This window comes from Butyrivibrio sp. NATIVEDY162 (genome assembly GCF_045999815.1).
GTDB lineage: Bacteria > Bacillota > Clostridia > Lachnospirales > Lachnospiraceae > Butyrivibrio.
Genome location: NZ_CP172573.1, coordinates 3,662,282 through 3,687,363 on the forward strand (window position 1 = coordinate 3,662,282; position 25,082 = coordinate 3,687,363).

Annotated in this window: 22 protein-coding genes; 17 read left to right on the plus strand and 5 right to left on the minus strand. The window is 39.3% G+C overall.

The genetic code is table 11. The annotated features are described in order from the left end of the window. Positions 1 to 118 precede the first annotated feature (118 nt). From ACHCNF_RS15950 to ACHCNF_RS15990, 9 genes are all read left to right on the plus strand, one after another. Positions 119 to 1,300, plus strand: a complete 1,182-nt coding sequence (locus ACHCNF_RS15950) for a MerR family transcriptional regulator (RefSeq protein ID WP_408070729.1) — start codon at positions 119 to 121, stop codon at positions 1,298 to 1,300. A gap of 131 nt (positions 1,301 to 1,431) precedes the next feature. Next, complete coding sequence (locus ACHCNF_RS15955) at positions 1,432 to 1,587, plus strand: hypothetical protein (RefSeq protein WP_408070730.1); 156 nt, start codon at positions 1,432 to 1,434, stop codon at positions 1,585 to 1,587. A 59-nt stretch (positions 1,588 to 1,646) separates the two neighbouring features. Continuing rightward, entirely contained in the window at positions 1,647 to 2,153 is a 507-nt protein-coding gene (locus ACHCNF_RS15960; protein WP_408072255.1) for a DUF6077 domain-containing protein, read from the plus strand. Next, on the plus strand, positions 2,120 to 2,743 hold the full coding sequence (locus ACHCNF_RS15965; protein WP_408070731.1) for a class I SAM-dependent methyltransferase: 624 nt from the start codon (positions 2,120 to 2,122) through the stop codon (positions 2,741 to 2,743). The genes ACHCNF_RS15960 and ACHCNF_RS15965 overlap by 34 nt, the downstream gene beginning before the upstream one ends. A 431-nt stretch (positions 2,744 to 3,174) precedes the next feature. After that, positions 3,175 to 4,353 (plus strand): NUDIX domain-containing protein, encoded by a 1,179-nt coding sequence (locus tag ACHCNF_RS15970; protein WP_408070732.1) that lies wholly within the window; start codon positions 3,175 to 3,177, stop codon positions 4,351 to 4,353. A 90-nt stretch (positions 4,354 to 4,443) separates the two neighbouring features. Next, positions 4,444 to 5,235, plus strand: coding sequence for a methyltransferase domain-containing protein (locus ACHCNF_RS15975; protein ID WP_408070733.1), 792 nt, complete (start codon positions 4,444 to 4,446; stop codon positions 5,233 to 5,235). A 211-nt stretch (positions 5,236 to 5,446) separates the two neighbouring features. Further along, positions 5,447 to 7,099 (plus strand): dicarboxylate/amino acid:cation symporter, encoded by a 1,653-nt coding sequence (locus ACHCNF_RS15980; RefSeq protein ID WP_408070734.1) that lies wholly within the window; start codon positions 5,447 to 5,449, stop codon positions 7,097 to 7,099. Further along, positions 7,086 to 8,756, plus strand: a complete 1,671-nt coding sequence (locus ACHCNF_RS15985; RefSeq protein WP_408070735.1) for a bifunctional metallophosphatase/5'-nucleotidase — start codon at positions 7,086 to 7,088, stop codon at positions 8,754 to 8,756. The genes ACHCNF_RS15980 and ACHCNF_RS15985 overlap by 14 nt, the downstream gene beginning before the upstream one ends. A 111-nt stretch (positions 8,757 to 8,867) precedes the next feature. Beyond that, positions 8,868 to 9,956: a GGDEF domain-containing protein gene (locus tag ACHCNF_RS15990; protein WP_408070736.1), complete on the plus strand. Its 1,089-nt coding sequence runs from the start codon at positions 8,868 to 8,870 to the stop codon at positions 9,954 to 9,956. Between the two features lie 94 nt (positions 9,957 to 10,050). Here ACHCNF_RS15990 and ACHCNF_RS15995 read toward each other — a convergent pair whose 3' ends face one another. After that, on the minus strand, positions 10,051 to 10,944 hold the full coding sequence (locus ACHCNF_RS15995; protein ID WP_408070737.1) for a hypothetical protein: 894 nt from the start codon (positions 10,942 to 10,944) through the stop codon (positions 10,051 to 10,053). Between the two features lie 802 nt (positions 10,945 to 11,746). On the opposite strand from ACHCNF_RS15995, the gene ACHCNF_RS16000 reads away from it, so the two are divergent. Then, positions 11,747 to 12,268 (plus strand): hypothetical protein, encoded by a 522-nt coding sequence (locus tag ACHCNF_RS16000; protein WP_408070738.1) that lies wholly within the window; start codon positions 11,747 to 11,749, stop codon positions 12,266 to 12,268. Positions 12,269 to 12,285: 17 nt separating this feature from the next. Beyond that, a complete protein-coding gene (locus ACHCNF_RS16005; RefSeq protein WP_408070739.1) occupies positions 12,286 to 13,089 on the plus strand; it encodes a hypothetical protein in 804 nt (267 codons plus the stop codon). A gap of 1 nt (position 13,090) precedes the next feature. Here the strand turns inward: ACHCNF_RS16005 and ACHCNF_RS16010 are convergent, their stop codons facing one another. After that, positions 13,091 to 13,573, minus strand: a complete 483-nt coding sequence (locus ACHCNF_RS16010) for a hypothetical protein (protein WP_408070740.1) — start codon at positions 13,571 to 13,573, stop codon at positions 13,091 to 13,093. A gap of 71 nt (positions 13,574 to 13,644) precedes the next feature. On the opposite strand from ACHCNF_RS16010, the gene ACHCNF_RS16015 reads away from it, so the two are divergent. Further along, the gene (locus ACHCNF_RS16015; RefSeq protein WP_408070741.1) at positions 13,645 to 14,889 is read left to right on the plus strand and encodes a S41 family peptidase; all 1,245 of its coding nucleotides are present in this window, start codon (positions 13,645 to 13,647) and stop codon (positions 14,887 to 14,889) included. 45 nt (positions 14,890 to 14,934) lie between these two features. Further along, entirely contained in the window at positions 14,935 to 15,411 is a 477-nt protein-coding gene (locus tag ACHCNF_RS16020) for a GNAT family N-acetyltransferase (RefSeq protein ID WP_408070742.1), read from the plus strand. Positions 15,412 to 15,481: 70 nt separating this feature from the next. Here ACHCNF_RS16020 and ACHCNF_RS16025 read toward each other — a convergent pair whose 3' ends face one another. Together ACHCNF_RS16025 and ACHCNF_RS16030 are read right to left on the minus strand one after the other, a co-directional pair. Beyond that, positions 15,482 to 16,177, minus strand: a complete 696-nt coding sequence (locus tag ACHCNF_RS16025; RefSeq protein ID WP_408070743.1) for an LrgB family protein — start codon at positions 16,175 to 16,177, stop codon at positions 15,482 to 15,484. After that, positions 16,174 to 16,560, minus strand: coding sequence for a CidA/LrgA family protein (locus tag ACHCNF_RS16030; RefSeq protein WP_408070744.1), 387 nt, complete (start codon positions 16,558 to 16,560; stop codon positions 16,174 to 16,176). The genes ACHCNF_RS16025 and ACHCNF_RS16030 overlap by 4 nt, the downstream gene beginning before the upstream one ends. A gap of 245 nt (positions 16,561 to 16,805) precedes the next feature. Here ACHCNF_RS16030 and ACHCNF_RS16035 point away from each other — a divergent pair, with 245 nt between their 5' ends. From ACHCNF_RS16035 to ACHCNF_RS16045, 3 genes are all read left to right on the plus strand, one after another. Further along, the gene (locus ACHCNF_RS16035) at positions 16,806 to 18,308 is read left to right on the plus strand and encodes an alanine/glycine:cation symporter family protein (protein ID WP_408070746.1); all 1,503 of its coding nucleotides are present in this window, start codon (positions 16,806 to 16,808) and stop codon (positions 18,306 to 18,308) included. A 153-nt stretch (positions 18,309 to 18,461) separates the two neighbouring features. After that, positions 18,462 to 19,901, plus strand: a complete 1,440-nt coding sequence (locus ACHCNF_RS16040) for an MBOAT family O-acyltransferase (protein WP_408070747.1) — start codon at positions 18,462 to 18,464, stop codon at positions 19,899 to 19,901. Further along, complete coding sequence (locus ACHCNF_RS16045; protein ID WP_408070748.1) at positions 19,902 to 21,374, plus strand: hypothetical protein; 1,473 nt, start codon at positions 19,902 to 19,904, stop codon at positions 21,372 to 21,374. It abuts the gene before it with no gap. Between the two features lie 118 nt (positions 21,375 to 21,492). On the opposite strand, the gene ACHCNF_RS16050 is transcribed toward ACHCNF_RS16045, so the two are convergent. Next, the gene (locus ACHCNF_RS16050) at positions 21,493 to 22,935 is read right to left on the minus strand and encodes an APC family permease (protein ID WP_408070749.1); all 1,443 of its coding nucleotides are present in this window, start codon (positions 22,933 to 22,935) and stop codon (positions 21,493 to 21,495) included. Positions 22,936 to 23,211: 276 nt separating this feature from the next. Here ACHCNF_RS16050 and ACHCNF_RS16055 point away from each other — a divergent pair, with 276 nt between their 5' ends. After that, the gene (locus tag ACHCNF_RS16055) at positions 23,212 to 24,531 is read left to right on the plus strand and encodes an IS30 family transposase (protein WP_408070750.1); all 1,320 of its coding nucleotides are present in this window, start codon (positions 23,212 to 23,214) and stop codon (positions 24,529 to 24,531) included. Positions 24,532 to 25,082: the final 551 nt, after the last annotated feature.

Sequence of the window (25,082 nt, forward strand, 5' to 3'; positions counted from 1 at the left end):
AAAGAAAATGATTGATAATTTCCTGTTATAATACATAGAGAAAATTGAAAAGCCTGTTGACTCTTCCCTTAGGGAATCCCTTAAGGTGGTTTTATAAACAAATAAGGAGGTTCCAAAAATGGAAAAGAAAATGACATCAGGAGAAATGGCAAAGAAAGCGGGAGTATCACAGAAGGCAATTCGTCTTTATGATGAAAAGGGGCTGCTTAAACCCACCGAATACTCTGAAGGTAACTATCGTCTTTACGATGACGCAGCACTGCAGATTTTGGAAAAGATTGTGGCACTTAAGCAGATAGGATTTTCCCTGGAAGAAATCAGAGATAATCTAAAGAGTGGTGAAGCCAGTGACATTAATGGCGCGTTGGAAATTCAGCTTCAGAAGATGGAGGAAAAGAAATATCAACTGGAGAAGATCACTGACACAATTAAAAGAACTTTGGCACGAAAGGAAGAGCTTGACTGGGATGATGTTGCCGAAATCGTACAGTATGTAAGTGCTGACCAGTCTGCTGATGAGCGCCACTGGGATGCGCTTAAGCATACAAGCGGAGAACTTGACTGGTATGTGAGAATCTTCAATTCTCTTGATCTTAAAGATGGAAAAAGAGTTCTTGATCTGGGATGTGGATACGCTAAGCTCTGGAGAAACAATTGGACTGAAATTCCCAAGGGAACAAAGATTACAGGGTATGATATTCACGGCAGCTGGGCAGATGATTTTGCAAAGTTCATTCCTGAGAACAAAGATAAACTGCCTGAAGGCGTAGACATTAAGCTTGAATTTGCGAATCTTGAGGATGAGAAGACCTGGGACAAGATTGATGAAAACGGCGAATATGACGTAGTTATAGCTCATTATCTTGATTCTGAGATAAAAGATATCGAAACTATCGTGGCACATGCCGGCAAGGCAGTCGCAGAGGATGGTCTGTTTTCTTTCAACGGTGCTAACGTGGCAAACTGGAACAATCTCTTTAAAGAAGCTATTGAAGCTATAGGTGAAGACACATCATTCATAGATGAAACAATAGCTGGTCAGACAGAGAAGAGAAATCAGTATATTTCCATGATGGAGAAATATTTTGCAAGGGTGGAGTCAGTTCTTTTGCCTAATTTTTGGCATTACACTGAGGCAAAAGAAATCGTGGAGAAGATGAAGGATTACTACAGGGCTCATGAGAAAGCTATTGCCGGATATGAGAACAAGCTCCTTGCATATTTTGAAGATAAAATTGAAAAAGACGGTGAGTTTGTGCTTGAGGCAAGAAGCCAGTTCTGGCATTGCTACAAAAAGTGACCGGATTCAAGAAGAGTGTCAACATTAATATGATGTTGGGGGGGAGAGGCCAACAGTTTTTATCCGGTTTCTGTTAAGCAGATAATTGATTTCTTTAGCACTAAATAAATGCTGGAAGGAGATTTTGAATAATGAAAGTACTTGTGATTCCGGATATACATTTAAAATTCTGGATATTTGACAGGGCAGAGGAAATCCTAAATACAGGTAAGGCAAATAAAGCAGTGTGCCTTATGGATATGGAATCTATGAAAAAAGTTCATGACATTAGTGAGGGGCAGATATAAGAATGTCAATGACAATATGATCTATACTCAGACTTGTAATATTTATGTTCACAGTACCTATGTGTATAGGACAACTGTTCAAATTAATTTTGAAAAAAGAAATTAGAACCCCGGGAATTACTTTTTTACTTGGCTTTTTTATCTATTCGGGTATTATTCAGATAATATCCATCTTATGTATTATGACAATTGCAAGTAAGCCTTATGCATTTGAAACGTGCTTCAAATGGAGCCTTTTGGTGGTACTGCTATTTTCTGTGGCAGGTATTTTCAGATTTAATAAGACTGTGTTTAAAAAGCCTGATATAAAGAGCCTTAGCATAGACACCAAGATCTTTTACGGAATATTCTTTGCACTTGTAGTGTTCCAAATGGTAATGGCGGTTGTAACCAGAATATTTGACGGAGATAATTCTTATTATGTCACTGAGTCTGTAATCGCACAAAAAACGGGAGCAATGTATACTGTAGATCCCAATAAAGGCGGTAGTATTATGCTTGATGGCAGGCATGCGGTGCATATACACAGGCTTTGGCAGAGGAAGGATTTTACATTGATGCCATAGACCTGCATCCGGATAATGTTGCAAGGATGAAGGAGCTATTCAAGGATAAGTCAAATGTAAGCGTAAAGCTGGGAAATGCACTGGATTTACATGATTTTTCAAATGATGTATATGATCTTGTTCTTGAACTTGGCCCAATTTATCATCTGGAAAGTATTGAACAAAGAGTAAAGGCGATAAAAGAGGCTGCGCGTGTGGCAAAGAAAGGTGCTCCAATATTTGTCTCTTTTGTTCTTCAGGATGCTCCGCTTATAGAATATATTTTCCAGAGTGAAAACCCTGCGGAAGAAATAAATGAAATAGGATATGAGAGAGATACTGCGCTGGTTACTGATAATACAGGCTCATCTATACAGCTGCATACCATATCTGCAATTGATGAACTTACCGATAAAGTACTAGAGACTTTGCCTGTATCAAAGGGACCAAGATTTGCACAGGATGGCCTGTCACAGGTTATAAGAGAGTCTGTAAACAATATGTCCGAAGCCTCATATAATGAATGGATTCAGTACTTGATTGCAACAGCAGAGAGAGCGGACCTGATGGGATATTCCAATCATGTTGTTCAGATATTCATTAAGAATTGATAAAGTTGAAAAAACGTTTCCTGCTATAATACTTAGAGAAAAATGAAAAAACTGTTGACTCTTTCCTTAGGGAAGCCCTTAAGGTGGATTTATATTTTTAGGAGGATGAAATGGCTAAACAGAATATATTTGACAACGAAACATTCTTTGAAGGTTAGAAGCAGGTTTTAATATAGAAAAATTGTAGAGCCGCTCCCTGACGATGAACTGCTAAAGAAATTTTCGGAGCATAAGGATCTTTTCCATAAGCCGGACTTTCTGGTTGTTAAAGCGGGGAAGCATTAAAAGTCAGGTAATTTGCCAGTAACTAAAGCGGGGAAAGCGCTAAATGACAGGTGTTTTGCAAGTGACTAAAGCGGGGAAAGCGCTAAATGTAAGGCGATTAGAAAGTGCCCTAAGCAGGCAAAAGAGTGATAGGAGAGAAAAACAACATGGCAGGACAGATTACGCATATGGTAATTGCCTACAAACTTATAGACAGGCTGAAAATAACAGAGGGGAGAGCTGAATATATTCTCGGCAGCGTGGCGCCCGATTCGGTGCACTTTGACGAGGATTATCTGAGTAAAAAAATCCATTCCCATTTATTCGAAAACTGCGGACCATGGGGAGATACGCAGAACTACGATAATTGGATCATAAATATAAAAGCCTTTTGGAATAAATATGTGGTTAAAGAAAATGACAATATCCGAAAGGCATTCTACATCGGTATAGTGGTGCATTGCCTCACGGATTACTGGAACGATCTGCTGATCTGGCGTGCTCTGCAAAAAGAGATGATTCCGCCAATGACCTATGATGGATTTAAAGAGGCGTACTATCCGGAGTCAACAAGGATAGACAGATGGCTTTATCAGAATATCCAGGACGGAGACGATATAATGCAGCTTCTGGAGGGTTCCGGGGAAGAAGATTTTGAGGACTATGTAAAAGCTTCCTGTATGACTAAGATGAAAAGACATCTCATAGATGTGCAGTACAATCTTCCCGAGCCTATTGATGTTTCCGGGCATAAGTATTATCAATCGGATATGATATTTAAATTTGTAAGTGAAGTTTCGGACAGAATCTGTGAGCAGGTAAAAGAGTTTGAAGACAGCTTTCCGGTTCAGATGCAGCTTATAAACGACGACTATCTTGGACGTATAGAGAAGATACGCCATGCCTGCAGAGGAATACTTGTAAGGGACGGAAAAGTTCTTTTGTGCCATGAGCCACAGAGCGGATTGTACATAATTCCGGGCGGCGGAGTGGAAGGGCATGAAGGCTACGCCGAGTGCTGCGAGCGCGAGATGCTGGAGGAGACAGGCTACAGGACAAAGGCGACAGCTGCATATCTGGATATTGAGGAGCTCTTTGACGTATGGAGGCACATCAATCATTATTTTGTATGCGAGATGATAGAAGATACCGGAGTGCAGCACCTTACAGAAGCAGAAATGCTGGCAGGATACACCAATGCATGGGTTTCGCTTGAGAAGGCACTGGAGATATTCGGAAAATATGAAGACTACCACAGCTCAGACATAGCAGTCTACGGGCTTTACAGGCGTGAACATGCTGCACTTAATGAGTACAAGAAATTCATATCTGGAGAAAGCAGATAATTAAAATTCACGTGCAGAATGATGGTGGTTAATGCAGATATGATAATAAAGAGCAAAAGCTTAATTCGATAAAGAGAGGATAGGTATGAAATGGGGCCACAGGGAAAAGAAAAGGCTTATGAAACAGAATTCAGAAAAGTGTTTGATACCATACCGGAGCAGTTTGACAAGTATCGTCCAAGATATAGCAAGGAGCTTTTTGATGATCTGATAAGCTATGCAGAGATTGGCAGAGGCAAGTCGGTTCTTGAGCTTGGCCCGGGAACCGGCCAGTCAACGGAACCTGTTTTGAGAACCGGGTGCGACTATCATGCTATAGAGCTTGGAGAGCACCTTTTTCAGAAAATGATTGAGAAGTACGGACATTATGACAACTTCAATATTGTTAATGATGACTTTATTACTCACGATTTTGGAGAAGAAAAATATGATCTTATATACTCCGCAGCAACTATCCAGTGGATCCCTGAGAACATAGCTTTTTCAAAATCTTTTGATTTACTAAAGTCCGGCGGAACTTTAGCAATGATGCTTACTAAAGCCGATTATAAAACTCCGAACCAGGAGCTTTTTGATAAGATCCAAAAGGTATATGACGAGTATTTCAAACCTGAGACAGAGTACAAGCATGGAGGTTTTAAATACGAAAATGCTGTTAACTATGGATTTGTGGATTTTGAAAAACGTGAGTTTTACGGTGAACGCATCTTCACCGCAGATGAGTACGTTGCCTTTTGCGGAACACATTGCGACCACATAGTTTTGCCGGATTACTGCAGGGACAATTTCTACAACGGCATAAGAGAAGCTGTTCTTGAAGCAGGTAACCGTATCATTTTCAAAGACACATATGTGCTGTATCTCACTAAAAAGCCGGAATAAAACCAACTTAGGATACATACACAGGAGACTATTGATTATTGAATTTCCTCAGAAATGCAACAATCGTACTAGGCCAGGTCCTCGCGCTGTAAGGGGCGTGTTCTGTCGAATGCATAAATTACAAAAATTTAACCATTTTTTTATACTTAGCAGGTACTATATATCGTATGATTAATTCAGGTGTTAATGTGGCTATTTTCGGAGGATGCTGATGAAAAGACTGTATATTAAGCCTGATGAATCAGATTATCTTGAAAAGGCTCTTAAATTCATAAGAGACTTTTTGGAAAAAAAGAATCTTTCCAAATCATACATTTTAAAGACTGAGCTTTTAGCGGAGGAGACCATTGTACTCCTTACAAAATATGCTGATGATGGTGCAAGATTGCATATCTGTGTTTCATCTTTTCTGGGAGATACAAGTCTGGAACTTAGCATGAGAGGAGAGGCTTTCGAGCTAGCTTCAGAGAAAGACATTGGCCTTTATGAAGTAGAAGAGGACCATGTTGAAGACGCCATAAGGAATATTTTTTTACGCTCCTATGGTGAACGATATAAATACAGCCATGATAATAACTGCAATAAATTCCGTATTCTTGTGGAAAAAACCGGTAAGCAGTCGCTTTATACGATACTTGTTGCTATATTGGCAGGCCTCGTTTGCGGGCTACTGATTAAAAGCTTAGTGCCGGATTTTGTTGCACAAGGGGTATCGGATTACATTTTTGAACCAATCAGGACAATGTTTATGAACGCCCTTGGTATTGTCATAGGGCCGGTAATTTTCTTTTCACTGACTACCTGTATTTCACAATTTAAGAATATAGCAGATCTTGGAAAAGTTGCGGCTAAAATTATGGCTTTTTATCTATTGACCACATTTTTTGCTGTTATTCTGGGGTTTACAGGCACAAGACTTATAAAACCGGGGAACGCGGGATTTGCATTAAAGACAGATATTTCTGTTCAGGATACAAGTGATTATGATAATGAGGATATTTCAATCATAGATACTATAGTTAATATTGTGCCCGCCAATCTGGTCAGTCCGCTTGTAAAAAATGATACATTGCAGATAATGTTTCTGGCTATCCTGATAGGTGTGGTTTTGGGAATGATAGGAGAGTATGCAGTTACGCTGCGGGGAATTTTCGAAGCCTGTAATTCATTGTTTTTAACACTGACAACCTTGGTGACTAAGTTAATTCCACTTGCTGTATTTTCTTCAGTATCTCTTATTATAATCGATTCAGGTGTGGGAGTTTTAAAAAATGTACTGGCAGAGGCAGTTACAATAGTTTTAACTATGCTTGTTATGATGTGTATTTATGGAGTGATTCTCTTTGTGCTTGGAAGAATAAATCCTATAAGATTTTATTTCAATATAAAGGAGAGCATGATTACAAGCTTTGCACTGAGCTCCAGTTCTGCTGCAATGCCTACCAATCTGGAAACATGTATAAAAAAATTGGGGATTGCTCCTTCACTATGTAATTTCACAATACCGCTTGGTGCAACCTTAAATATGGATGGATGCTGCATTTTTCTGTCTTCAGGGATACTCTTTTTAATGAGAGCGTATGGAATGGAGATTTCAATATCTCAGCTTCTTCCACTTGTAATAACGATAGTTCTTTTATCTTTAAGTTCTCCGGGTGTGCCGGGAAACGGAATTGTTTGCATGGGCATAGTGATTGCACAGGCAGGGATTCCGATGGAAGCGTTGGGGCTTTTAATACCCATATATTCTGTTATCGATATGATTAGTACGGTTAACAATATTACAGGAGATATGGCAGGAACGCTTCTTGTGGCCAAGTCCGAAGGGAAGGTTGATATGGATGTTTTCTATGGCAGGAAATAGCGTTAATAAATCATTATTTCTTATTTTAGCATTGGTGATTTCTGTCCTGACAGGTTTTTCATCAGTCCCCTCCAGGGCCTATGATGTAAAGTCTGACATCAGGGCATTTGTCGAGGTGCAGAATGATTTATCCGGCAAGACAATAATCCTTCATTCAAATGATGTGCATGGTGCCATAGAGGGATATGCATATGTAGCGGCTTTAAAGAAAAAGCTGCAAAAGGATGGTGCTGAAGTAATACTGGTGGATTCCGGTGACTATAGCCAGGGTACGTATAAGGGGCTTGATGCCATTAATGCAATGAACGCAGCTGGTTATGATATTGCAACGATTGGTAATCATGAATTTGATTATGGTTTTGACAATTTGCAAGCTTATCTGTCTTCTGCGGATTTTCGGATTATCTGCGCAGATATATATGATTCCAATAATGATTCTATTACTGATCCCAATACTATTTATGTTACTGAATCCGGCGTAAAGCTGGGATTTTTTGGTCTGGCTACTCCTGAAACGCCACATGGTGTCAAGCCTGTTTATGTAGAAGGGCTAAAATTTTTATCGGGAAAAGAGATGTATGACTGTGCTCAGAATCAGATAAACGAACTGAAGGCGCAGGGAAGTGATCTTATAATATGCCTCAGTCATCTGGGGGTTAAAGAAGAGTCAGCCATCGATGGAAACAGGAGCTTGGATGTATATGCAAATACAAAAGGTATGGATATTATGCTTGACGCTCATTCGCATACAGTCATGACGCAGGGAGTAAATGGAGAGCCTGTGTCATCTACCGGAGCGCAATTTCAAAACATTGGTGTTGTAATAATTGATGATGCGAAAAAAACGATAGAAGATCATTATCTGTTGGATTTTGAAAACGTTAAAAATGCTCTGGAGCCTGATCCTGCAGCAAAAGCTACTATTAATTCAATAATAAAAAGAGTTCAGGATGAAAATGGCATTGTGGTTGTCGAAAGCGAAGTCGATCTTGTGGGGGATAGATCTCCCGGGAACAGAACACAGGAGACTAATATGGGGAATCTTGTGACAGATGCGCTGGTTTGGAGTATTACCGGAGAAGATGGTATTGTAACTGTTCAAAAAGATCATGTAGTATCTGTTATAAACGGCGGTTCGGTAAAGAAAAGTATTGGAAAAGGTAATGTCACAAAGAATGATTTTATAGATGCTCTTCCATACGCAAATACAATTACAGTTGTCTGCCTGACAGGAGAGCAGCTTTTGGAAGCTCTTGAAGCATCTACTTTTTGCATACCACAGGAGTGCGGTTCTTATCCTCAGACAGCAGGGATTAAATTTACAATTGATACAACAGTCCCTTTTGCCGAAGGGGAAGTTTATCCCACATCAGACTACCATAGACCTGTCATAATCCGGAGAGTTACCATACATGAAATAAACGGACAGCCTTTTTCATTAGATGATACATATGCAATAGTGACAAATGATTACTGCGCATCCGGTGGCGGAGGTTATGGAGTGTTTAAAAACGCTAGTGATCATTACGATACAGGAATCTATGTAACGGATGCCATTATTGATTACTTAAAAGAGGAGTTTGGTGGCGTAATACCTGAAAGCATATATGGTAGTGCTGAAAATGAGCAGACGATCATAATTCAGGAAAATAAGTGATTAGATTTCTTTATATAAAGTTATAGACTCAGAAAACTGATTATACAGTATGTATGATAGAATAGAGAATATATATATAGTATTTGTGCTGATGATTCAGAGGTATCAAATATGAGGATAATTAAAGGTGTCAGAACGATTGCCGGATTAATGAGAGATTTACATTCAATGAGCTCGAGTGAAAAGGCCGATTTTTATAAGGATAAGTGCGATTATTATCAGGGGATAGTCGAACTTAGCCTTATAGTTGCATGTTTGACTACCATATGTTTTATCTATTCGGATTATATGATAAATGGATCCGCTCTTCCGACACTCATTCCAAGACTTTCAATCCTGGTATTTATCGCCATTTTTTTTGTTGTTACAGATGTAAGGGAAAGCGCCCGTGTAATTGTTTTTATGGATTTTTTTCTTGGACAGGGGATGGTTATTGCTGCAAGCTGGGCAGCCTACAATCTGAGTGACAACAGTAATTCCATTACAGGTATCATTGTAGTTAATCTTCTGTGGATGGTGATTGGATTTGTAGCGACACCAATAGATACTCTGATCAATGGATTTGTGTTCATAATCGAGATTATTATCACCAACAGTTTTAACCATTACACCAACTATGATGTGATTCTTTCACTGGAAATTCCCTGTATTATTGGCATTGTGGTCGTTCATTATATTATGACCGCTTTTTATCTGGACCACTACAGAGTTACTCAGAAACTTAAAATGTCTATGATAACTGATCCTCTGACAATGGTATACAACAGACACCTTCTGGAAAAAATAGTTCAGGATAATTCATTAAAAATACAAAAACCGGGGGAACCGATAACATTGGTTATGCTGGATATAGATGATTTTAAAAAGATTAATGATGAAAACGGTCATTATACCGGTGACCTGGCTCTCTGCTTTATAGGTCAGAAACTGAATAATGAGACCCATAAGGATGACTATGTTATACGATATGGCGGGGAAGAATTTGTACTGATTTTTAGAAACTGCAGCGTAAATGATGCCTGCGCTCGCATGGAACAGTTCAGGACTGAAATTGAAAATGCAAAAGACATACCTGTACCCTTCACTGTTTCCATAGGCGTATCGGGATATACCGGAGATTATTACGAAACACTTAAGCGTGTTGATGAAGCTCTTTATGAGGCAAAGAATACTGGCAAGAATAAGGTTGTCATAAAGTGATTTTAGTAATATCGGGATATCATATCTTAAATATCAGAATCAAACTCTTGCCTGCTTGCTATGGCTATTGGGATAGTGGTGGAACCTAAGTTTTTTAAAACAGATCCAACATACTGTCCAGGTAGATTTCTTCACGAACATTAAGAGCGTACTCCGGCTTAGTCATATAATAGATCAGAAATTCTAATATTATTGCGCTGCCAAGGCTCCGTCCTTCAATTTTGAAATTGGTGAATCCGGCAGGCATGTAGGAGTTTTGTATGTCATCTATACCAATAAAGCCGGGATTTTTCATGGCATCAGAAAAACGATAGCCTCGTCCTGCATTTGGTGAATGACAGATGTGATCATCACAATATTCTCCAAGACTTTTTCTGCTGACATTTTCATAGCATTTTTTTCGGTCAGTACATTCAAAGCTGCAACATTCATTGCATAAAAATTCTACCTTTCGCTTCTGATGATCTGTAAGAGAGTTTAGCATATCCATTTTTTTATTAAGCCTGAAATCAGGTACAACATATTGAAAATCCTTGCGGTTTAATTCAGTTTGCAAATCATTAAAATTCGTAAGAACTTTTGTTGTAGAAGAGACAAAGTAAAAGCCGGGATATCTGGCCTTAATATATTCAAGCAATAGATCAGAATATATGATTATCCCGTTTTGCACATTTCTGCTTTTTTCAAACAATGAGCAAAGATAATTGCATCTTTTGTCAGATAGGTGCTTATCCTCAATAAGTGAATTGCTGAAGGTCAGTCTCGCAGAAATATTATATTCATTCATAAGACCGGCAACTTTTTCCGGAGCTTCTTCTCCAAAGCCGACTCTTCCGCCGCCCCACAAGCAGTCTCCCGGCGCACCGTATATCGAGCCAATCTCGCACCAATCATAGAAATACTCTCTGTGATTTCTGAAAAGTGGTAAAAACAATTTATATAATTCGTAGAACTCAAACAGTCCCGGTAAGTGATAGCTGATTTTCATATAGGCATTGCCTTTCTGTGCTTTATATATAGTTAGTGTTTATCCATTTGATCTCTTAGCATGTGATTTTTCTATTGAGCATATTTTAATTTGAATAGAATCTTAGCTGGGACTAATGTTGATCCCTGCGTCTATAAAGGTTCACCTGGAGTGTGATTAAGCTTGTGATATTATCTGGGTTAACGGCATAAGTATCATAGCATTAATCGTGAGAAATCCAAAAGCTTGTTATTGCTAGTGTTTTGTCTGGATGACTTTTGATTTAATTACGAAGTATCATTCTCAATAGGCTAGGAATCTGAATGAGTCGTAGCGGTGGCTACGGCGATTGAAGATGACGATGCATATTGAGAATTAGACAAGTAATTAAACAAATTGTCATTCAGACAAGACACTAGATGCTAACAAACTGTAACAACAGTAAAAAAGAAGAAAGCGCTACGGAACAAAAAAGAAGAATGCGCTATGTCAGCGCTACATCACAAAAAGAAGAATGCGCTACATCACAAAAAGAAGAATGCGCTATGTCATAAAAAAGAAGAATGCGCTATGTCATCCTAAATAGCCCAAAATGTTGTATAAACAGATAATAGAAACTTTTATGCAATCATAAAATAAATGCAAATTGACACATGCTAGCAAATGTATTATTATAAGCTCGGTTTGTCGTCAGATAAACCTTTGATAATTTCGTGTTAACTATGGAGGCTGCAGGATATATAGTCTATAAGCTGCCTTATATTCCCATACTTATATTTAACTTTATTTCAAGAGTTTAATTAGCAGGTGCACTACTGCTACTATGACTCAATTCTCAGATGGTAGCAGAACTGAAATGGCAAGCTGTTCTGCTACTGCAGAGACAATCCCGGAAGGTAGCAGAACCGAAATGGCAAGCTGTTCTGCTACTGCAGAGACAATCCCGGAAGGTAGCAGAACCGAAATAGTAAAATGTTCTGCTACTGTAGCGACAATCCCAAAGGGTAGCAGAACCGAAATAGTTAAATGTTCTGCTACTGTAGCGACAATCCCGGAAGGTAGCAGAACTGAAATAGCAAGCTGTTCTGCTACTGCAGAGACAATCCCGGAAGGTAGCAGAACTGAAATGGCAAGCTGTTCTGCTACTGCAGAGACAATCCCGGAAGGTAGCAGAACTGAAATAGCAAGCTGTTTTGCTACTGCAGAGACAATCCCAAAGGGTAGCAGAACCGAAATAGTAAAATGTTCTGCTACTGTAGCGATAATCCTAATAGTTAGCAGAGAAAGAATGGCAATTTATTCTGATACTGCAGAAACAATCACGAAAGGTAGCAGAAAAATTTAAAGGAGGAAATGAAAAATATGGTAGGACTAAAAGAATATTTGACTGCCGAAGAGACAAGACTAGAAAAGATAAAGGAAATAGTTGACGTACAACTTGAAAATGTTCCGGGCGGAAGTCTAAGAATATCATCAACAGGCAAATTCACACAGTATATGCATTGTACTGAAAAGAATGGAATATTTCAAAAGCAGGGAGAATATCTGAAAAAAGAAGAAATTGGACTTGCTCGGGAGTTAGCTCAAAAAACTTATAATCAGAAAATCAAAAAGATAGTTGATAAGAGACTAAGACAGATTCAGACATTAAACAAAGATTACTCCGATGAAGAAATAGCTGTGATTTATGATCGACTGATCCCAAAAAGAAAAGCGTTGATAAATCCGGTCGAAGAACCATGGGAGCAAAAAGTGTCACGTTGGAAATCTATTCCGTACAATGGAAAAGGATTTAAGGAAGGTACTATAGAAATCTATTCAAAAAAGGGCGAGCGCGTGAGGTCTAAATCTGAAAAAATTCTGGCTGATATGTTTTACGACAGAGGAATAGAATATAAGTATGAGTGCCCATTGATGCTAAAAGGGTATGGCATAGTCTATCCGGACTTTACATTTTTAAGTAAAAAGACTCATAAAGAAATATACTGGGAGCATGACGGCAGAATGGATGATCCGGAATATGCAGAAAAGGCAATAAAAAAGGTGGATTTATATACTAAGAATGGTATTTTGCCCGGGCAGAGATTAATTGTTACTTTTGAAACATCAAACTATGCACTTAACACAGCTGTAGCAGAGCAGCTAATATGTGAATATCTGATATAACTTAACAAAAATCAAATTGCTTGCAGTAATAAATTTCGCTAGATATAATTGGTAAATATGTAAAGACTATTTGCAAATTACTCGATATTTTGTATTCTGCTACCCTGTCGCCAGCATAGGATATTAGCAGAGAAAGAAGAGCACAGTATTCTGCTACCTTAGCGCCAACAGAGGATGGTAGCAGAGAAAGAATAGCAAAGTATTCTGCTACCTTAGCGCCAACAGAGGATGGTAGCAGAGAAAGAAGAGCACAGTATTCTGCTACCTTAGCGCCAACAGAGGATGGTAGCAGAGAAAGAATAGCACAGTATTCTGCTACTTTAGCGCCAACAGAGGATGGTAGCAGAGAAAGAATAGCAAAGTATTCTGCTACCTTAGCGCCAACAGAGGATGGTAGCAGAGAAAGAATAGCAAAGTATTCTGCTACCTTAGCGCCAACAGAGGATGGTAGCAGAACTAGATGTATAAAATACTCTGCTATCATGAACTAAAATGTGAATAGTAGCAGAAAAACAAAATCTGCTAAGGAAAAATGGGGAAAAGGGGAGGAAAAAAGTGACTTATAAAGAAATTTTTAGTGAGATAGTAAGTATCATGGAAAAGGACTCTGCAACATATCCTGATTACGGAGCCGGGGAACACGAAAAATATTCAAAATTAATTACTAATGATATGGAGAGAAGCGAGTTTGTTCATGTTGTTCAGCAATATCTTTCCGGGTTCAAGGTGTATGCACATGTTAGCTTTCGCGATACTACTATGAAAAATACAGGCTTTTCTGTAATGAGATATGAAGATAAGCTCTATGTCACAGGAGCCAATAAGGACACAGGACTAATTCCGGGGGACAAGATAACACAGGTTGATGGAATGACTATACCGGAGATAGAAAAAAAGGAACAAGTTATGCTTATGGGAGAGTCATTGGAACGACAGGGAATGCTATGGCCTTCGATTATCACTTTTTATCACTATCTGACTGTGGAGCATGATGACGGAACCATTGAAGAGGTACAGCTTAAGCGCGGAACAGAATCAGAACAAGAGACGGATTATCATTTTAGAACTTATGAAAATGGCACATTATACCTTAGATTTAAGGATTTTGTAGATGCAGATGCCATTAGCAAATTATTTGATGATTGCAAAAAAGAGCTTGATACCTGTAAGAACCTGATAATTGATGTCCGTGGAAATGGAGGAGGAGCTGATTTAGCTTACTTTCCTCTTTTTGAATACTGTTTTCCTAATGGAGAACCGGTAAATAAATATGTGAATATTCAATATCCTGTAGCTATTAATTATTCGGAGAGAAACTGTAATGACAGGATCAAGCTGATAAAGAGCTTCTTTGGTGACAGCATTCCTGAGGATGTAAAACCTATAGCTGATAAGATGCTATCAGATCTCAAATCAAACTTTGGAAAAGGTTTGATTGAGGAGAGGGATGATACGCCTCTTGATATGTGTGGAAGGACAAATCCGGAGAAAGTATGGATCATCACTGACGAAGGCTGTGGATCTTCAGGTGATTCCTTCGTAGAGGCAATGTCATTTTCTCCCAAAGTGACTATAGTGGGCAGACCTACTGCAGGAATAACTGATTACTCAAACGTATCAATGGTTGATTTTGATGATTTTAAACTTGTTTATCCTACTTCAAGGGATACACGAATTGACCATGGAAAAGGGCTTGGACAAAAAGGTGTTCCGGTTGATGTATATATTCCCTGGAATCCGGATAGTATTGGAAAAGATGTAGAGCTTGAGTATGTATTGAAACAAATAGCAGAACACTAAGAAATCTGCTGTTTGTAAGACTGAGCACAAAACATGGGGAAGCAAATGCTTAAATACAGAGAAATTACAGCAGCTGATAATACACAGATTGCAAAGATCGTAAGAGATAATCTTGAAAAATATAACCTGGATATTCCGGGAACTGTCTATTATGACGAGGGCTTAGATCGTCTCAGCGATATTTACGGAACAAAAGATAAAAAATATTTTGTTATTGAGGATTCTGATGGAACTATTATTGGAGGCATCGGATTTGCTAAGTTTGAGTTGAAGGAAGATACTGCTGAACTTCAAAAGTTATATCTTGCTGAACCGGTGAAGGGCTCGGGACTTGGATATGAACTTATCGCACTCGTTGAAAAGAAAATGATAGATTCAGGATATAAATATGCATATCTTGAGACCCATGACAACCTGAAAGCGGCTATACACATTTATGAAAAATGTGGCTACAGAGAAATAGAAAAACCTAAGGAAATAGTGCATAGCGCTATGAACAGATTCTATATTAAATCGTTGTAGAAGCCCTTTTTTAACAGGTCATTTAGATGTAGTCAGATCAGCCCTTTTTTAACAGGTCATGTAGCTATAGTCAGATCAGCCCTGCAAACATAGTTGCAAATAGTACAGTCAAAATTCCGGCGACAGCTATGGAAAGAGAACTCATAGCACCTTCTATTTCTCCGATTTCCATGGCTTTGGCTGTGCCAATGGCATGTGCGGCAGTTCCAAGTGCCAGACCTTTTGATATGGGCTCATGGATTCTGCATATCTTACATATCAATTCTCCAAAAATATTCCCAAGGACTCCTGTGATAACAATAACCGCTACTGTGATGGTGACATAGCCACCCAATTCTTCGGATACACCCATGCCGATGGCTGTAGTAATGGACTTTGGAAGAAGAGTGACGTAGCTTTCATGAGACAGGCCCATGAGCTTTGCCAAAACAAATACTGTGGCAAGACTTGTGAGAACTCCTGCTGTTATGCCAAGAATCACTGCTTTTGCATTACTTTTTAGAAGCTCCAGCTCTTCATACAACGGTATGGCAAGACATACGGTAGCGGGAGTCAGGAGCCAGCTGAGGTATTTTGCACCTTCATTATAAGTATCATAATCGATACCACAGGTAAACAAGAACAAAATAGTCGCAATTATAGATATAAGAAGCGGATTAAAAAAAGCAAATCCGAATTTCTTTTTTAGCCATGCACCTAAGCTATAAGAGATAAGACTTATTGTAACACCGGCGTAGGCACTGTTTTTCATAAACTCAGTAATCATGCTGCCTCCTTAAAAGATGTTACATCATCAGATGCTTTTTTCTTTCTGTTTATAACAGCCTGAGAAATCAATCCAGTAGAAGCCATTACAGTGAAAATTGTTATAACGGTAATAACTGAAACCGGAAGAAGTACTGTCTGAAGCACATTCCATGAAGCCATAAGCCCTACTCCTGCCGGAATGAACATGACAGGCATAATTTCTATAAGGAACTTGCCTGCATCTTTGACCTGGCTGAGCTTTATTATACCTGTAAGAAGGAATACAAACATGAAAACCATTCCATAAATACTTGCCGGTATAGGTAGAGGAATACAGGCTTTACAAATCTCACCTAAAAGAGAAACAGCCAGAATGATTAGAAACTGCTTTAAATAATTCATTTTTTAACCTCGGTATTACTAAAAAATCCTTACATATTATACAAAATGCTTCAGGGTAAACAAGCCTAATAGTATACAAAATGAAGCTTAATAATCAGGACTTTTTTCGCTGTTTTTTAGATACTTCTTGACGTTAACACTTTAATGCTTTAAAATGCTAACAAATGTATCAATGTATACAATCTTGATTGGGACATCTTCCCGGTTATCCATTATTAACTAAAGATAATGTTAGGAGAGAGCTTATGAGTGAATTTTTGAAAATGGTGGAGACAGTAAACAACGCTGTAAATGGATTTGTATGGGGACTGCCTATGCTGATTCTTCTGGTTGGATGTGGAATTTTAATGACATGCCTCACAAGGTTTTTCCAGATATCACATTTTAGACATTGGGTAAGGAATACAGTTGGCGGCATTTTTAAGGATGATCATGTAACAGCTCATACACATAAAGAGGATACACAGATTTCTCAGTTCCAGAGCCTTTGTACGGCGCTTGCAGCTACAATAGGAACAGGTAATATTGCCGGCGTTGCTGCTGCTATTGCTGCAGGTGGCCCCGGAGCAATATTCTGGATGTGGATCGTTGCGTTTTTCGGGATGATGACTAACTTCTCTGAAAATGTTCTCGGCATTTATTACAGGAGAAGAAATGAGAAAAATGAGTGGTGCGGTGGTGCTATGTACTACCTCACTGACGGCCTTGGAGAAAAGAAGGGTTGCAAGCAGATAGGCAGTATTTTGGCTGTCCTTTTCAGTATATTCTGCGTACTTGCTTCCTTTGGAATAGGTAATATGGGACAGATTAATTCAATAGCAGTTAATATGAACTCGGCTTTTGGAATTCCGCACATTATTACAGGTATTGTGCTGATGATATTTGCAGGGCTGGTTATTGTTGGAGGTCTTAAGAGAATTGCAGCGGTTACAGAGAAGCTGGTTCCTTTTATGGCAATCATTTATGTTATCGGAGCTCTTGTGGTATGCATTATAAATATAGGCAATTTCGGCGCAGTTTTTGCATCTATTATCAAGGGTGCATTCGGAATGAGAGCTGTAGGTGGAGGAATAGTTGGAAGCGGTGTTGCCATGGCTGTACAGTGGGGTATGAAGAGAGGCGTGTTCTCTAATGAGGCAGGTCTTGGCTCATCAGTAATGGTTCACTCAAGCTCCAATGTAAGAGAACCTGTAATTCAGGGTATGTGGGGAATCTTTGAAGTGTTTGCGGACACCATGATAGTCTGCACGATAACGGCTTTTTCCATTCTTTCAAGCGGTCTTGTAGATCTTGATACGGGAAAAGTGCTCTCAGATCAGGTTTCAACTGCTCTTGTAGCAGAGGCTTTTTCAACAGTATATGGAAAATTCGGGGCAGCATTTATTGCAGTTGCCATACTGTGTTTTGCTTTTTCAACCGTGCTTGGTTGGAGTCAATATGGAAGTAAAGGATTTGAGTATCTTTTTGGAACAAAAAGCGTTAAGTTTTATCAGATAGTATTTGTTGCGTTTGTTGTTATTGGTGCGACAATGGATCTGACACTTGCATGGGATCTGTCCGATACCTTCAACGGAATGATGGCTATTCCAAACCTTATAGGTGTTATCACACTTAGCGGAACAGTGATGAAGATAACCAAAAACTATGTGGACAGAAATATACGAGGTAAGGATATAAAGCCGATGCTTTCAGCTCTGGATGATATACAGGAACTGCATGAGCAGGAAGTGATGCAAAAAACATCATAAAGTCAGACAATACGGGAACCATCTTTATGATATAATCCTAAAGATGGTTTTTTTGTATCTTAAGGATACTTTATCAGAGCACTATACCGTTGTATCCGGCGGATGTGATACCTGATTATTTTTGTGATTTTTTGGGCGTGGGAGGGAACGTCAATGATTTATATTTCTTTGAAATATTATGCATTGGTGCTTATCACACTTTTGTTCTATTATGCTTTCCCTATAAAAATAAGATGGATTGTTTTGCTTGCCGGCAATATTGCCTTTTATGTAGCTTTTTATAAGACGGGATGGTGGATTTTTCTCGGTACGATTTTCATAAGCTTCTTTGCGGGACTTATTCTGAGCAAATTGAAGGGAACTGCGAAAAAGGTCATGCTGATCGCCGGAATTACAGGCGTTACAGCTCCATGGCTTGTGATCAAAAATACAAACTTTGTGATTTCTGAGATTATGGGACGTGATCCCATAAGTTTTCTGGTACCTCTTGGAATATCATTTTACACATTACAGCTGATAGGCTATATGGTAGATATTTACATGGAGAGAGATCTACCGGAAAAGAATATTGCAAAGTTTGCACTTTTTGCTTCATTTTTTCCACAGCTCATTCAGGGACCTATTCCGAGATACGGACAGCTCCAGCATCAGCTGGTTCATGGTAACAGATTTAGCGAGGAAAAAACTGTAAAGGGCTTTCAACAGATAATCTGGGGATTCTTTCTTAAGCTGGTAATAGCGGATAAAGCTGCCATAATAGTGAATACGGTATTTGACAACTATCCCGCATATTCAGGTGCATATATCTGGCTTGCTTCATTTTTATATAGTATTCAGTTATATGCAGATTTTCTTGCATGTACCACACTTGCAAGGGGAGTGAGCGGACTGTTTGGTATTGAACTTGCAAAGAATTTTGAACATCCTTATTATGCTATTTCAATAAAGGACTTCTGGAGAAGATGGCATATTTCCCTTAGCTCATGGCTTAGGGACTATATTTATATTCCCCTTGGAGGAAACAGAAAAGGAAAGTTCAGAAAGTATATTAACCTTCTCATAACATTCCTGATAAGCGGCCTATGGCATGGTGCGGGATTCAAATTTATAGTATGGGGGCTTATTCACGCAATATATCAGATAATTGGTGACTTCACATATGATATTAGAGAAAAGATATATGGAATCTGCAAAATAAGTGATGACTCAAAAAAGAAAAAGTGGATCAAAATGGCAGGTACTTTTTTGCTGGTAAATTTTGCATGGATTATATTTCGTGCAGAAACACTTAGAAAGGGAGTAGAACTCATTATAGATATGACAACAGAGTTCAACCCCTGGGTAATCCTTAATAACAGAATATTTACTCTTGGACTTGAGTGGAAGGAGATAGTGATCCTCGGACTTGGAATTTATGTTCTTCACAAGGTAGGAAAGTATCAGGAAGATGGCAGATCTGTTGGAGAAAGAGTTTATGTGCAGCCTCTTGTTTTCAGATGGGGCGTATACCTCGCTGCAATTGTCGGAATCATACTGTTTGGTACATATGGCTTTGGCTTTGATGCTCAGGATTTTATTTATGGAGGTTTTTAAATGAAAAAACACTTCACATTTGCTATCAGGGTCATAATATTTGCACTTATAACAAGCTTTGTAATAGTGTTAGTTAATTATGTTATAACCCCTAAAAAATATTTTGAAGACTTGTGGCCGACAACCTCTACCTACAAGGGGTTTTACAAAATGGACCGTGATTCGATCGACGTTTTATTTTTGGGAAGTTCTCACGCGGCAGCGGCTTTTAATCCGCAGGTGATATATGATAAGTATGGAATCACAAGCTACAACCTTGCATGTGAGCAGCAAAATCTTGTTGTATCGTACTACTGGTTACAGGAGGCGTTAAAGTATCAAAAGCCCAGTGCTGTTATTCTTGATGCATATATGCTTTACCCTTTTGATCCATCGGAACCATTAAATACATCAGAGGCCTTTACCAGAATGGCTATGGATGCCATGAAGTGGTCCAAGGTGAAGTGGGAAGCGATACACGATATCTGCAGACTTGATCCGAAGCAGGCGGTGAATAGCTATATATTTCAGAATGTGAGATTCCATAACAGATGGATGGATCTGAATGAAAATGATTTTGAATTTGTAAAGCTTGAAAGACATTATGAGCTTAAGGGATTTTCAGCTCTTGGACAAAGAGGTACTTCAGATTCCGATTTTGAGCCGATTATTGTCAGCAACCTTGAAGCTTATGCAGAGCCGGAAGAGTTGATGATGCAGTATCTTGACAAGATAGTGACTCTTTGCGATGACAATGAGATTGATTTGATAATTACGAAAACCCCATCAGCAAGCTGGGATGAGTTCAGGCATAATACAATTCAGCAATATGCCAACGATCATAATGTGGAGTTCTGCGACTTTAATGAGTATATAGCATATGAAGGCTCAGGATTTAAGTGGAAAAAGGATATGAATGATGACTGGCACACCAATGTATGGGGCGCTAAGAGATTATCCAGGTATATAGCCAAATTGCTTCAGGATGACTATTCGGTTGAAGGAGAGCATTATGATGCTCAGTATGCGGATACTGAAGACTATTATCAGCATGTTGTTGAAGACTGTAAAATAAGTAATATCAAGAATATTGAAGACTACCTGGAAGAGATAGATAAGCCAAGATATACGGTTCTTGTTGCCGGTAAAAATGATATTTCCTTCTGTGCCACAGATGAGGTTAAGAAGGCGTTTAATAAGATGGGATTTGAACTGCCAACAGATGAATACGAAGGCTATTATGGTGTTAAGAGCGACGAACAGGTAAGTCAGGATTATGACAGAGCTGCTCTTCACTATGTAGGAAGTGCCAGAAATAAACTTGTAGATTATGCTGTTACTTCAAAAGGATATTATGCCGGAGATGCATGCTCTATCAAGATTGATGATGTCGAGTATGCGAAGCAGGGTAAAGGAATAAATATTGTTGTGTATTGCAATGATAGTAGAAGAGTTGTTGATTCGGTTGTTTACGACGGCAATATGAATCGATGAAAAGATGAAAACAGGAAACAAAGTGATCTGCTCAAAATAACAGAGGCTGCCACACAATTTTGTGTGGCAGCCTTTCTTTACATCCGGGCCCCCTCGGAGCTGGGGTGTCTATGAAAATTTATGCAGCTTTTTTATATGACTTATTGGACTTTTCATTCTTGGCTATGATAGGAAGAATTACACCAAGTCCTGTAAGTACAAGAGGAGTGATTACGTTAAGAGCAAATGTGAATGGATCTGCATCATACATACCAAGTATGCAGCTTCCTGCAGTTACAAGGAAGCACCAGCCACCAAAGAACAGTGCAACGCCCTGATTCTTAACGAAACGGTACTCTGCAGGGAATTTATCGCCTGCCTTACGAAGAGCCATGTAAGCGAAGAATACCCAGAGGTAACGAAGAGGCATGCATACTGAATTAAGCTTTGTAAGCTGTTTAAGTACGGCAGCAGCACCGGGTACAAATGACTGGATAAGAATGATTGAACCTGAAAGGATGGCAACCATCTTAATACCGTTTACATAAGCACCTGCATCGTTCTTCTTAAGAAGACCTGAAGGGATGAACTCTCTTGCATCCTCGTTATCGAGAAGCATACGAAGAGGAGCATCGATACTAAGTACAAGTGTTGAAAGCTGACCGATCATGTTGCATACAGCGTAGATGATAAGAAGACTGTCACCTACATGATAGTAATTGCCGAGCTTCTGGAATGCCCAGTAGCTTCCGTTTGAGTTGTATGCATTGAAGCTTTCTGTAGAAGCATTGATCTCTGCAGGATCAAACATCATACCCATTGAGATTGTTCCGAGAATTGCGCAAACAACAACCATGATGGCAAGTGTGATCATTGATCTGGGGAATCCTTTGCTGGGGTTCTCTACCTTGTTAACATAGGGAGAAATCTTCTCACATCCGCCAACTGCAAATACAAGGATTGAAAGTGATGTAAAGTACTTAACATCAAAATTGGGAATAAGGCTCTTTGCTGTAAAATCCATTGATACAAAGCCTGCTCCGGGATTGATTGCAGGAGCAGCGAACATCATAAGGATGTAAAGGATGGACATTACAAACATACTTGTTCCTGCAATTGTAGCAAGCTTCTTAAGAGGATTAAGACCTCTTGATGCTACCCAGCAGAAAATAAGAAGAATTGCAAAGGTTACAAGCTGAACTGCAAGAGTAGGGAAAGAGTCATAAGTCTCACCGTTTCTGAAAACTGCCCAGCTAAGTGCCTTAAGTCCGCCTGAAGACTTGGAAGCGATATAAGTGATGTGACAAGCCCAGTATGTCCAACCTGCATAATACGCAAGCTTAGGACCTGTTGTGTTTAAAATCCATGAGCTGACACCGCCGCCGGATGTCTTGAACGCTGAACCGAGTTCACCTACCATAAGAGCGTAGGGAATAAAATAAAGTGCAAACATGAGTATCCAGCTGAAAATAACCTGAATACCATTGAAGTAAACGAAACCGTTAAGAACGTTTCCGAAGCCCCATACAGTGGAGAAAGCTATAAAAGCAAGTGTACTCCACTTCATACGTTTTGAATCCATTTTTAATACCTCCTAAATAATTAAACTTTTCTTTTACAAAATAGATTCGTTTGTAGCGCAACTTTTATATTTTAATACATAAAAGCGTAAAAGTCACGAAAAAAATGGTATACCCCACAAATAGAGGAATAAAGTAACTTGTAAAACTAAATTCCACCCCTTTAACACACGACATGGAACTTACTAATTCCAAACTCGGGTATGGAATTTACTAATTCTTATTGATATCATCCATAGGTTCATCCACATATGCTCTCCGGCATTAAGGAGGAACTTATGGAATCCACTAATAAGAACAAGCATCTTGATTTAGACAAGCGTTATGAAATCCAGCATGGTTTGGATGACTCTCTCAGCTTTAAAGCCATTGGAGCTGCGATAGGAAAAGACTGTACCACTATTTCAAAAGAAGTCAGAGCACATATAATATATGAAAAGAAGGGCGCTCCTTATCGACCTTTCAATGACTGCGCCAACAGAACACACTGCACTCACTATGGGGATGCCTGTGACGAGTGTACCAGGAAAAACAAAAAGAACTGCAGAAGCTGTGGATCATGCATACCTGCATGTCCGGATTATGAGAAGGAACTCTGTCCTCTTCATACAAAGCCTCCATATGTATGCAACGGATGCAGCGTGAGAAACACATGCACCCTTGAGAAGCATCTTTATAATGCACGCTATGCGCAGAAAGAGTACGAAGACTTAAGGAGTGAATCCCGATCCGGCTTCAACCTCACAGAGAAGGAACTTAAGCAGCTCAATTCAGTTGTAAGTCCCCTCCTTATGAATGGGCAGTCAATACACCACATCCTCACTAACAATCCTGACAAGATACTCCGCTGCGAAAAGACCATTTACACATATGTGGACAACGGACTCTTTGATGGCAGGAACGTTGATATGCCAAGAAAAGTCCGCTTCAGAGTAAGAAAGAACAAATCTGTTCCACTGAAAGTTGATAAGGCATGCCGAAAGGGGCGTACCTACGATGATTACTTAAAATATCGTGAGGAGCATCCGGAACTTCCTGTGGTGGAACTCGATTCAGTTGAAGGCATTAAGGGCGGCGCCGTTCTCCTGACAATACACTTTGTTCTACAGAAGTTCCAGCTTGCTTTTCTTAGACCGGCAAATGACTCACAATCGGTTATAGACATCTTCAATGATATATATGACCTTTTAGGAAAAAAGCTTTTCATGAAACTCTTCCCTATCCTTTTATGTGATAACGGAACAGAATTTTCTAATCCTGAAGCACTCGAATACAGTTCTGATGGCGAGCTGCGCTCAAGAGTATTCTACTGCAATCCATCAGCTCCAAACGAAAAAGGAGCTTGTGAGAACAACCATGAATTTATAAGAAGAGTCATTCCAAAAGGAAAAGACATTGGGAAGTATACTCAGGAACAGATTGACCTGATGATGAATCACATCAACTCCTATAGCCGTCCCGAGCTGGGAAACAAACCACCCTATGCAATGCTCTCATTCATCTATGGCAAGAAGGTATTAAAGCTTTTTAGATTTGAAATCATAAAGCCTAATGACATTATTCTAAAACCTTCACTGCTCAAAAAGAATAATTCATAATGGAGCGGGAACGGAGTCAAGGGACAGTACGCTGGGCGCCTGCGCCCGGGCAGCCCTTGACGCAGTGACACGGATTATCCTGAACTAACAGACAGCAAGCATGCTTGCTGTCCTGCTTCCGGCGAGGACGGGTCTGGGCAGAGCCCAGTTAAAGGGTCAAGGGACTAGTCCCTTGCAGGTTCTTAGGGCGGAGCCCTGAGCCTCCGGAGGACGTTAATCATGTCTCAGCCTGTATTTTGATCATTAACTATTAAATTCCGAGGTTTCTGCGGAGCAGAAACTTCCATTTCATAATAAAAAAGCCGGAGTTCTGCGTAGTTGGATGACTTTCATACCTACTTCTCTTAGGGGTGGAATTCACTAACTCTTAACAGGACAACGTGAACTCGACTTCTGATTGTCATACGCATTTTTCCGACTTTTGTGCTATTATAGCCGTAAATGTGGATAAAATCCATCATTTTTGTAAAAAGAAAACTCCACCCCGTGGAATTTACTCCTACAAGGTGGAAGTTACTCTTACAAAGTGGAATTAACTATTACAAGTCACC

Excerpts from the sequence above, each read along its gene's own strand:
- ACHCNF_RS16055 (WP_408070750.1), top strand. The coding sequence starts at position 23,212 with ATGGAATCCACTAATAAGAACAAGCATCTTGATTTAGACAAGCGTTAT.
- ACHCNF_RS16010 (WP_408070740.1), bottom strand. The coding sequence starts at position 13,573 with ATGATAGCAGAGTATTTTATACATCTAGTTCTGCTACCATCCTCTGTT.
- ACHCNF_RS16035 (WP_408070746.1), top strand. The coding sequence starts at position 16,806 with ATGAGTGAATTTTTGAAAATGGTGGAGACAGTAAACAACGCTGTAAAT.
- ACHCNF_RS15990 (WP_408070736.1), top strand. The coding sequence starts at position 8,868 with ATGAGGATAATTAAAGGTGTCAGAACGATTGCCGGATTAATGAGAGAT.
- ACHCNF_RS15985 (WP_408070735.1), top strand. The coding sequence starts at position 7,086 with ATGGCAGGAAATAGCGTTAATAAATCATTATTTCTTATTTTAGCATTG.
- ACHCNF_RS15995 (WP_408070737.1), bottom strand. The coding sequence starts at position 10,944 with ATGAAAATCAGCTATCACTTACCGGGACTGTTTGAGTTCTACGAATTA.
- ACHCNF_RS16040 (WP_408070747.1), top strand. The coding sequence starts at position 18,462 with ATGATTTATATTTCTTTGAAATATTATGCATTGGTGCTTATCACACTT.
- ACHCNF_RS16005 (WP_408070739.1), top strand. The coding sequence starts at position 12,286 with ATGGTAGGACTAAAAGAATATTTGACTGCCGAAGAGACAAGACTAGAA.
- ACHCNF_RS16020 (WP_408070742.1), top strand. The coding sequence starts at position 14,935 with ATGCTTAAATACAGAGAAATTACAGCAGCTGATAATACACAGATTGCA.
- ACHCNF_RS15975 (WP_408070733.1), top strand. The coding sequence starts at position 4,444 with ATGGGGCCACAGGGAAAAGAAAAGGCTTATGAAACAGAATTCAGAAAA.
- ACHCNF_RS16045 (WP_408070748.1), top strand. The coding sequence starts at position 19,902 with ATGAAAAAACACTTCACATTTGCTATCAGGGTCATAATATTTGCACTT.
- ACHCNF_RS16000 (WP_408070738.1), top strand. The coding sequence starts at position 11,747 with ATGACTCAATTCTCAGATGGTAGCAGAACTGAAATGGCAAGCTGTTCT.
- ACHCNF_RS15980 (WP_408070734.1), top strand. The coding sequence starts at position 5,447 with ATGAAAAGACTGTATATTAAGCCTGATGAATCAGATTATCTTGAAAAG.
- ACHCNF_RS16025 (WP_408070743.1), bottom strand. The coding sequence starts at position 16,177 with ATGATTACTGAGTTTATGAAAAACAGTGCCTACGCCGGTGTTACAATA.
- ACHCNF_RS16030 (WP_408070744.1), bottom strand. The coding sequence starts at position 16,560 with ATGAATTATTTAAAGCAGTTTCTAATCATTCTGGCTGTTTCTCTTTTA.
- ACHCNF_RS15960 (WP_408072255.1), top strand. The coding sequence starts at position 1,647 with ATGTGTATAGGACAACTGTTCAAATTAATTTTGAAAAAAGAAATTAGA.
- ACHCNF_RS15955 (WP_408070730.1), top strand. The coding sequence starts at position 1,432 with ATGAAAGTACTTGTGATTCCGGATATACATTTAAAATTCTGGATATTT.
- ACHCNF_RS15950 (WP_408070729.1), top strand. The coding sequence starts at position 119 with ATGGAAAAGAAAATGACATCAGGAGAAATGGCAAAGAAAGCGGGAGTA.
- ACHCNF_RS16050 (WP_408070749.1), bottom strand. The coding sequence starts at position 22,935 with ATGGATTCAAAACGTATGAAGTGGAGTACACTTGCTTTTATAGCTTTC.
- ACHCNF_RS15970 (WP_408070732.1), top strand. The coding sequence starts at position 3,175 with ATGGCAGGACAGATTACGCATATGGTAATTGCCTACAAACTTATAGAC.